Source organism: Herbiconiux daphne (genome assembly GCF_024979295.1).
GTDB lineage: Bacteria > Actinomycetota > Actinomycetes > Actinomycetales > Microbacteriaceae > Herbiconiux > Herbiconiux daphnes.
Genome location: NZ_JANLCJ010000778.1, coordinates 1 through 530, shown reverse-complemented (window position 1 = coordinate 530; position 530 = coordinate 1). Strand labels below are relative to the sequence as shown.

The following is a 530-nucleotide window of genomic DNA, read 5'->3' as shown; positions in this document are numbered from 1 at the left end:
ACCATCGTTAGCATCAGTGATCCATTTGAAGCTACCAGTGCGATGAGGCACCTTAGCCAGAGCGTTATAAAAAGGGGTATCTTCTGGGACAATCTGATCAATGAAGTCTTGACAGTTGTCGAGGATACCTTTCAAGTCGAAACTTGCGAGAGTTTTTGGAAGTGCCATTATAAGTTACCTCATAGTTACAGCCTCAAAACCCAGTCCTCAGTACTGAGGAGTGGGCGGGCTATGAGCTTGTTAATAGTTCAGACGTGGTTGAAGTCGTTTCCATCCATCATCATCACCAGTGATAGCCTCAGCAACAGTTGTGCATTTACCACCAACCATTGATAAGACTGCGTAACGAGAACTGTCGATACAGTGGTTATCTCTGTCAACAGGTTTACCCTTGTCCTCGTAGAAGTAGGTTTGTTTCTCCCTGAACCACTCTGTGTTACCTGAGCAGATCTTGAGAGAGCCATCTTTTAATCTTGTTCTCATCTCCTGTAGACCAGTCTCAATAGAACGCACTGAGAGGCCTCCTGTTT

At 45.1% G+C, this 530-nt stretch carries 1 protein-coding gene; it reads right to left on the bottom strand.

Annotated elements, in window-relative coordinates; all coding sequences use genetic code 11:
• Nucleotides 1–240: 240 nt before the first annotated feature.
• Nucleotides 241–530 (bottom strand): hypothetical protein (locus tag N1032_RS27640; protein ID WP_259543931.1); only part of this gene is annotated, 290 nt, incomplete at its 5' end.